Here is an 8,981-nt window from a genome sequence, read left to right on the forward strand (position 1 = left end):
AAGCTGTCAAGATATTTTTAGAAAAAATTTGAAATTTCTTTCACATATAAAAATCTGCTGAGTTTCAACAACTCAACAGATTCTCACTTTATATACTCAATGAAAATCAGAGAGCAAACTAGGAAGCTAGCCGCAGGCTGCTCAAAGCACGACTTTGAGGTTGCAGATAGAACTGACGAAGTCAGCTCAAAACACGGTTTTGAGGTTGTAGATGAAACTGACGAAGTCAGCTCAAAACACGGTTTTGAGGTTGTAGATGAAACTGACGAAGTCAGCTCAAAACATGGTTTTGAGGTTGTAGATGAAACTGACGAAGTCAGTAACCATACATACGGCAAGGCGAAGCTGACGTGGTTTGAAGAGATTTTCGAAGAGTATTATTCTTCTATGGTAGAATGCTTATAACCATAAGTGAAGTAAATAATACTTCCTATCAACAAAGCAACTAGGAAAGCAATCCAAGTTTCCATATTATACTGCAACATGAAGGATAGACAAATGATGATTGATAAAATCGGTAATAAGGGTACCAATGGTGTTTTAAATTCTCCTGCTTTGGGCATGCCTTTTTCTTTCCGTAAGCGAATCAGGCCGTAAGCTAGCATAATCAAGTAGGCTAAGGTACAAATATTTAAGAAGGCTGCGATACTAGCAAGAGGGAACATTCCTGCTGCTACTGCTGAAGCTAGACCTGTTAAAATAGTAGCATTCTTTGGTACCTTGCTAGTCTTCGTTAGTTCTTTAAAGGCGGCAGGCATTAAGCCATCGCGCGCTAAACTGTAAATCATACGCGATAGGGCATAGGTCATCGAGATACAAACTGTAATCAAGGTCAAGATAGCCACTAATGACACATAGTTGGCTGCCCAACTGATCCCAACGCTACGAAGGGCAAAGGCAACGGCATCATTGACATTTAAATGACTATAGTGAACCACACCAGTCAAAACAAGCGTCACCAAGGCATAGAGAATGGTTACGATAGAAAGCGATAAGACAATCCCTCTAGGAATATTTTTTTGAGGAGTCTTGACCTCATCTACAGCCATAGAGATGGATTCAAATCCCAAAAAACCGAAGAACATCAAGGAGGCACCAGCCATAATACCAGTACTAGCACCATAGATTTGTCCAAAACCATAAGGAGCAAAATTACTCCAATTATCAAGTTTGATATGCCAAATTCCTACTAAAACAAAGAGAGCTAAAGCCGAGAATTTCAAAATAACTAGAATAGAATTAAAGCGTAAGGCTGCTTTAGCATTGAGTAAAACAAGCGAGGTCACCAAGACCAAGACAAGAATAGGCAATAAATCAACAAATGTCCCTGCTTGAGGATTAAAGGTACCATTTAAAGGCTGAGGAAGGGCTATCCCGTATTGAGAGAGCAAGCCTTTAAAATAAGCTGCCCAACCCGAAGCTACGCCTGATATGGCTGTCATGAACTCCATCATGGTTAACCAACCAGCCAACCAGGCTGGGAATTCTCCTAAAATAGCATAGAGATAACTGTAGGCACCACCTGTAGCAGGTACTCGTGAAGCAAATTCTGCAAAAAAGAGGGCTGATAATCCCACACACAAGGCAGAAATGACGATTGAAATCACTAGGGCTGGACCAGCAAGTGTGGCAGCTGCAGTACCTGTAATTGTAAAGATGCCTGTCCCTACCATGGCTCCGATACCCAGCAAAATCAAATCCCATAACTTCAAATGCCTGTGCATCTCCGTTTTATCCAAACTTACATTCTTTGTTCTAAATATATTCATATTTCTTCTCCAAATAAAATGATGATTCTATTTTACCATAAATATAGGAGATTTGTGACTATTTATAAAATATTTTTCTAAAAAAAAATCTGACTACATCTTGTAATCAGATTTTTATCGATTCTAGTTCATTTCTTTAAATGCTGCTTCTGCATCCGCATTACTGATAGCACCAAATTGAATCTTTCCAATCTTTCCTTGACTATCAATTAGGTATTCTGTAGGAATGCTTCGAATTTGATAAGCTTGGAAGGTTGTTGCTTTAGTATCATAAAGAACTGGGATATCTTTATATCCTTGTTCTTGGAACCATTGTGGGAATTGATTAACAGTTTTTTCACCTTGAATTCCTGGTGCAATGACAGTAAGAATTTCAAAATCGCGATCTGGTTTTGCAGCTAATTCCATCAACTCAGGCATACTTTTCTTACATGGACCACACCAGGAAGCCCAAAACTTCAAGTAAACCTTTTTACCCTTAAAATCAGATAACTTGACTTCTTTACCATCCATGGATTGCAAGGTGAAGTCTGGAGCATCTTTCCCAACAGCAATTTGCTGTACAGGCGTTTCTTGTTTTGGCTGTTGTGGGGCTTGAGTTTTTTTAGTTTCTTCCTCACCACAGGCTATCAATACAACTAATGACAAGAGACTTAAGCCAGCAAACATTACTTTTTTCATCATTTTCTCCTTTATTCAAAAATTCCAGCTAGAACATTTACTTGTCCTAATAGTAACAAAATTCCCATTAAAATAATGAGGAAACCACCAATTTTCTTCATTAGCATCATATGACGTTTGATTTTACTAAAATAAGGCATGACTAGACCTGAAGCTAGAGCCAAGACCAAGAAAGGAAGAGCCATCCCCAGAGTGTAAATAAGAGTATAGATAGCACCTTGCCAAGCTCCATTGCCTCCAGAAGCCGCAAGCGCTAAAACAGAACTTAAAACTGGACCAATACAAGGCGTCCAACCAAAGCTAAAGGTAATACCGAGTAAAAAGGCTGACCAATAACGATTGGCTTCTGATTTCTTAAAAGTAAAGCTTTTTTGAACCTCTAATTTCTTAAAATGAAAAATTTCCATCTGGTGAAGTCCCAAAATGATAATAATTGTTCCCATAACATATCGAAACCAATTTGCATAGAGAATATGACCAAAGTAACCAGCACCAAAGCCTAGAATAAAGAAAATGAGTGAAATACCTGCGATAAAGCAAAGTGTTCGAATCAAGCCTGACCAGAGAACCTTTCTCCCAAATAAAGAAAAGCTTTTTGCGCTTTCCTGATCATCCAATAAAATCCCAGCATAAACAGGTAACAGAGGAAAAATGCAAGGGGAAAAGAAGGACAAAATCCCTGCTAAAAAAACGGAGATTGAAAATACTATCGTTTCCAATAAAGGACCAACTTTCTTAAGATTTCTAATCCTATTTTACTATATTCAATTTTATTTGTAAGCTTTCTGCTACGCAAAATCGTATCGGGCACTATTGGACTAATCTTTTCTTTCGCTAGTCAAGGCGGATCTTATCCCCAAAATAGCCAAAAAGCAACGACAAGGGTTACTCGTCGCTGCTTTTGTGAACGGAAATGTCTTTTAGGTCTGACATTTCATAAATCATGTTTTACTTGAGTTTGTCAAGGATTGCTTTAAGCTCCTCTACTAGTTTAGCTTCTGTCTCTGCTGAGCCATTTTCCTCTTTCACGAAATCAAGGGTTTCTTGGAGAAGGTTTTGGGCTTTGGCAAGGACTTTTTTATCCGCTTTTTCTGCATCTAGCTGTCCAAGAACTCTTGTCAATTCCGTGATTAATTACTGGATTTCTGACTCTTTCTTACGGCGAACCAACCAGAAGGCAATCACGCCTAGAAGGGCGAGTAGACCGACTACAATCACTCCTGCTGGAACTGAGTTTGTTTCAGTCATCTTATCTGAATCCTTACTATCTTCCGTTCCTTGCTTAGTATCCTTCTTGTCCTGTGCAGGCTTGCTGTCGCTAGCATTTGCTTTCACATCTTTGAGAGAGTCCAAGGAAGCCTTCACAGACTCTACTGCAGTACGTAGACCTTGCTCTGTCAAGGCACTATCTTCCAGAGCTTTTTGAGCATCTAGGAGGACCGCCTTGGCTGCATCGATTTTCGGATTAGATACTGTTGCCAAAGCTTTCAAGCGTTGGTCTAACTCTTGAGTCAAGGCACGAAGTTCAGACTTGTCAACTTGCTCTTGAGCTGGAGCTTGTGTGCTCGTTGAGCTAACTGAAGGACTTGCTGCCGCTCTAGGTGCTTGAGTCGGAGCTGGAGCAGGACTTGCAGGTTGACCCGAAGCAGTTGGTTGAGACGGTTGTGGAGCTGGCTCAGATGGAGCTGTTGGAGTCTCAGTAGCTCCTTGGTCTGGCTGAGTAGGAGTAGAAGGTTGCGATGTTACGTTATACGAATCGGGAATTGGATAATATCGTTTTGATGGCAAGCTGACTGGTGTTGAAGAAGCACTAACTTCACTATTACCATGTTTAGCTGTCGCACTTACTTGAGTTCCTGCACTAGCCGCATTATGGGAAATTGTAACAACACCACTTACTCCATCAATGCTGACACCTGATTTTGTTGGTGTTAGGCTCCAGCTTGACCCTGATTTCGTAGCTACAACTTTGTCGCTTCCAATGCTAATTTCTACATGGTCTGCATTCGCACTTGGTGTTACCGTTACATTGGCATTCGCTTCGCTAGAGGCAACTGTTGGTTTTTCAGATGTTGCTTCTTTAGCTACTGGTGCTGTCGCTCTTCTTTCATCACTAAACCAGGAACCACGTTCTCGTGGATTACCATCGTTTACGTTATTATTTACTTCGATAACAGTGAGTGCTCTAAATTTATCTGTTCCTATCTTATTAACTCCAGACTTATAATCAGACTGGGTAATAGTAATTTGGCGTGCAGAACCATCCCCATCATTATTAGGAGATATATCTTTAGAGGCAAGTATATTATAACCTTCCGGATAAGCTAATCCATCCGTACTCCCTCCATAATTAGAAATATCCGAACCTCCGGTTACCAAATATACTTTCATCTTTGCGCCATTAGGTAATTTAGGAACATAAGGAATTGTCACATCAATATTAGGTTTTTCATTAGCTTTACCTGCTAAGCTCGGGACACTTGCATCTGTACTATCATTTGGTGTATTAATAGTCGGCTTCTGAAAAGGGAGATAGTATCCAAATTGTGTCGTCTGACTACCGCTTGAAGTAGTTACTGTTACATTCAATAAATACTGACCCCTGCGCGGAGTAATTCCGTCGAAAGTCAAAGATGCTTCACTCCCATTGACAGAAGATTCGACCTTTAACCCCATGTTTTCATGACCAGTTACAGATATGCTAGTAATTTTCTCATGATTTGATTTAGCACTAATTTTCAAAATATTACCAAATACTCTATCTCCACCTGGTACTACTAGTATATTAGAAACTTCTATTTGTTTACGTACTGCATTCCATCTCCCAATTGTTAATCCTGCTATATTCCGTCTTTTTCTTACATGAACTCCTCTTTCCTCAGAATTTTCCTCACTATCATTTTTTGACATCATCACTTGATTACCATCTAGTAACTTGTGAGCTTTTTCGACAAGTTCTCCAGAAATCTTTCCGTCGTCTGAAAGTCCTAACTTTTCGTTGATAGTATCTGCTAAGTTTTTAAAAGCTGCTGCCGACTCAGGATTGGATTCTTTCAATCTTTTAGATGCATCTATCAATTTATCATATAACTGATCCCCATCTTCTTCTTGAGATTGATCTATCTTATCTTCTCTATTAGCTTCTTCTTTGATAATTGAGGATTTTTCTTCCAACTCTGGTTGTACTTCTTTTTTATCTTTTTCTACCTCGGACACAGTAGATAATTCACCAGATACAGGTTTAACTACACCATCAACTTTTTCATCACCTTTATTCTCTACTGTTGACTTAGCTTTTCCTTCACTATCTTTAGATGAAGTTCCTGGCTCTTTTTTTCTCTGTCTCTTGAGTGTTTGGTTTAGCTCCTTCTTGTTCTACGTTAAGATTTTGATTGCTTGTATCTGATGGCGGTAAGACAGATGGATTCCCAGTGTTGCCATTTCCATCCTGACTGACCACTTCTGTATTTACTTCCGCCGCCTGGACTTCTGTCGCTGGATTAGCTATAAAAAAGACAGACCCTAGCAAGACTGAGACTGCTCCAATTGAAAACTTGCGTATAGAAAAGCGTTGACGCTCATTCATTTTAAACTGTTTCATAGTTTTTCCTTTCTTTCTACCCTGTCTTTGCTCCTCTAGCCATGTTCATGCAGGCATCAACTCGCAATAAAAACAGGAAAACATGACCTTTTTTCATCTTAAACAAATGACAAAAAGGCCCATTGTCTACTAATACTTCATTATATCAACTTAGTTCCCTTCCTTCAACCTCACTTTGTTTTAGAAAATCGATGATTATATATATATATATATTTCTTATTTTAAAGGATTTAGAGGCTCCTTATTTGTAAATTTAGTATATTTTTCGTTATTTTCAGAAATTTTAAATTTATATGACATTCAAAAGAAGCTGTTCGTCTTGCTATCTATCGCCAGCAAGAACTATCCTAGACTCAGCAAATAAAAAAACAGGCTCTCCGAAAAATACTTACCTATCACGGAAGGAATAGTTGTTCCTCTTTTTTATTACTAAAATTCAAAGAATTCCAGAGCTTTTTTCAAGAGCAAATCCGTATATTCTGGATCTTCTTGGGCTACTTCTATTTCCCACTGAACTTTTTCCAAATCATCTGTAATCACTCCATCTACTCCTAAGTGAAGCGATTTATTGATAGCTTCTGAATCATTGACAGTCCAGACATAAAGTTTCTGATCCGTTGTCCATAGTTTGCTTACAAAATATTCATCCAAGGTCGAGTACTCCATAGTATATCCTGTCGCCCTTGTTTTAGGAAAGACAGAATTGTAGGGTATGATAAAATAAACTGGCAGTTCGGCATCATACTGTCTTACTTTTTCGACAACATGGTAGTCTAAAGACTGGATTTGATGTCCATAAATCTTGAGCTTTGCAGCATAACGGGCTAAAAAACGGTCCATCATGTCTGGACTATCTTTTTTACTTGTTTTAATTTCAATTAGTAATTTTTGACCAAGCTCGTTGGCTCGACTGAGATAATCTTCAAAGCTTGAAATTTTAGTCTGGTAGCCATTTTCAAAAATATCAATCCCTTTAAGCTCCTCCAAGTTTAAGTCTTGAGGACTTTTATTGATACCTGCTAGATTTTTCAAGTTAGCATCATGCATCATGACAAACTGCCCATCTTTTGTTTCCTGCACGTCCGTCTCCACCAAGTCTGGTTTGAGTTGTGCTGTAGTTTCCAAGGATTCTACTGTATTTTGAATCCCATTTGCATTGGAAACCCCTCGGTGAGAAATAAGCTGAGGTAGATGAACCATGGGAGCCTCCAGATAAATATAACCTTCTAAGGCAAAGAAAAGACTGGCACAAGTCATGACTCCCCATCGCATGATGTGATCTTTTTCTCTCCGAGGAAGCATATCCAGCTCCTTTCCTGTCAAAAATGAAACAAATTTAACCAAAAAATAAGTCAGAGCCATATAATAGAGATTTTTAATCACGACAAAATTCAAAATACCAAGAATCAGAGACTCTCTCTGAGTGATATCATCTACCAAAGTTTGAGCCAATAATAAAGGAATCAAAGGAAGATAAAATAATAAATGTGCTTTGAGCAAGATGTAAAATAAATTCCAAGCATAAAAAGTAACTCTCTTCTTGGTTTTCTCCAAGCTAAACATCACTGCTTCTCGAACAGTCAGCTGATCATATACAATCTTCGGAAGGGCAAACATCAATCTGACAGAGACATAGAGAAAGATAAGAGATAGAAGTAGGATGCTCAGCCACCACATCCAATATTTATCTTCTAAATAAGCTTGGATAAACTCTGGAATGACGATTTTATTAAGATAATAAATCTTCAGCATTTTCCGTATAAAAGGAAAAAGCATAGCTATATAGAAAAAGATAAACAAGGCTTTAGCGCAAGTTAGCTTTTTCATAAATCCAAAACTTTCATGGAAAACCTTGCGGATATACTCAATTAGCCTTCGCTTTTCATGATAGAGGAGATGACGAGCACCAATAAAGAGGAGTCCTATTTGAAAATAAGCAACCAGAAGGTTAATTACAATCAAGGCTAAAAAAGCTAGACTAATCAATGGAGAATGAGTAAGGATGGCTAAGACATTGTTATAGGAAATAAAAAGATAACCTGTCTGATCTAATAAGAAACTAGCCAACCATGAATTGAATGGGACCCACAAATACTCCACTATCATAAAAATCAAGAAAAATAGAAAGAGGATTTTATCAAGATTGAGGTAAATCTGTTTAAGACCCAATTTTTTAGGTTTTTCAGGTTTCATAGGCACTCCTAGTCAAATAATTGAGACAAGTCCAAGCCACCAAAAGGATTGTTTGATAAGCTACTTTCTGTCTCTAACAATTCCCTAGCTTGATCCGACTCTAAGAAGGATTCGTAAACACGCGCCGTCATCCGAGCATCCTCTAAACTATTATGAGACTGACCTTGAAATCCAAGAAATGAGGCAACAGTTTGCAATTTGAGATTGGCAATACCATGTAAATCTGAACTCCGACGTTCAAAAGCTTCATCATACAAATCCACCTTGTACTGTTGGCTATAGTCTAAACCATGCTCTGCTAAAATAGGTAAATCACTTTTAGCAGCATTGTAGCCTATCATCAGCAAAGAACCCACAAACTCTTGGAATTCTTCTAAGACTTTCTCAACTGGAGGAGCATCTTTTAAGGTTTCGGCTGTAATCCCAGTCAATCCATTGATAAAACTCTTTAGAGGCACACTAGTATGGACATAGGAATCATAGGCATCGATTTCCTGACCATCTCTAAAACGCACTGCCGATACTTGAATCAAGTGTGTTTGTCCTTCGTGCTGATTAAATTCTAAGTCAAAAGCAATGTAATCTTCTAATCGTTCCATTTTCTACCTCTCCTATACTGTTATTTTATACTCTTCGAAAATCTCTTCAAACCGCGTCAGCTTCGCCTTGCCGTAGATATAGTTACTGACTTCGTCAGTTTTATCCGCAACCTCAAAAACATGTTTTGAGCTGACTTC

7 protein-coding genes and 2 pseudogenes are annotated in these 8,981 nt (G+C 38.5%); 1 reads left to right on the forward strand and 8 read right to left on the reverse strand.

The window, feature by feature from the left end:
• Positions 1–99 precede the first annotated feature (99 nt).
• Positions 100–405: a hypothetical protein gene (locus HT736_RS11585; RefSeq protein ID WP_240154019.1), complete on the forward strand. Its 306-nt coding sequence runs from the start codon at positions 100–102 to the stop codon at positions 403–405.
• On the opposite strand, the gene HT736_RS02255 is transcribed toward HT736_RS11585, so the two are convergent.
• The 8 genes and pseudogenes from HT736_RS02255 to HT736_RS02295 form a co-directional block, all read right to left on the reverse strand.
• The gene (locus tag HT736_RS02255; protein WP_050219067.1) at positions 378–1,769 is read right to left on the reverse strand and encodes an amino acid permease; all 1,392 of its coding nucleotides are present in this window, start codon (positions 1,767–1,769) and stop codon (positions 378–380) included. The genes HT736_RS11585 and HT736_RS02255 overlap by 28 nt on opposite strands.
• A 123-nt stretch (positions 1,770–1,892) precedes the next feature.
• Positions 1,893–2,450 carry a thiol-disulfide oxidoreductase-associated lipoprotein SdbB gene (sdbB, locus tag HT736_RS02260; RefSeq protein ID WP_000757366.1) on the reverse strand — a complete coding sequence of 186 codons (558 nt, stop codon included), beginning with the start codon at positions 2,448–2,450 and terminating at the stop codon, positions 1,893–1,895.
• An 11-nt stretch (positions 2,451–2,461) separates the two neighbouring features.
• Complete coding sequence (gene ccdA2 / locus HT736_RS02265; protein WP_172930704.1) at positions 2,462–3,169, reverse strand: thiol-disulfide oxidoreductase-associated membrane protein CcdA2; 708 nt, start codon at positions 3,167–3,169, stop codon at positions 2,462–2,464.
• 229 nt (positions 3,170–3,398) lie between these two features.
• Positions 3,399–3,815, reverse strand: a pseudogene (locus tag HT736_RS11590) (transmembrane domain-containing protein).
• Positions 3,816–3,842: 27 nt separating this feature from the next.
• A pseudogene (locus HT736_RS02280) lies at positions 3,843–4,040 on the reverse strand (hypothetical protein); the annotation flags it as partial.
• A 1,720-nt stretch (positions 4,041–5,760) separates the two neighbouring features.
• A complete protein-coding gene (locus tag HT736_RS02285) occupies positions 5,761–6,051 on the reverse strand; it encodes a YSIRK-type signal peptide-containing protein (RefSeq protein WP_007284790.1) in 291 nt (96 codons plus the stop codon).
• Between the two features lie 429 nt (positions 6,052–6,480).
• Positions 6,481–8,244, reverse strand: coding sequence for a glycerophosphodiester phosphodiesterase (locus HT736_RS02290; RefSeq protein WP_172930705.1), 1,764 nt, complete (start codon positions 8,242–8,244; stop codon positions 6,481–6,483).
• A gap of 8 nt (positions 8,245–8,252) precedes the next feature.
• Entirely contained in the window at positions 8,253–8,843 is a 591-nt protein-coding gene (locus HT736_RS02295; RefSeq protein ID WP_119948080.1) for a 3'-5' exonuclease, read from the reverse strand.
• Positions 8,844–8,981: the final 138 nt, after the last annotated feature.

This window comes from Streptococcus sp. 339, from assembly GCF_013277285.1.
GTDB classification, from domain to species: domain Bacteria; phylum Bacillota; class Bacilli; order Lactobacillales; family Streptococcaceae; genus Streptococcus; species Streptococcus pseudopneumoniae.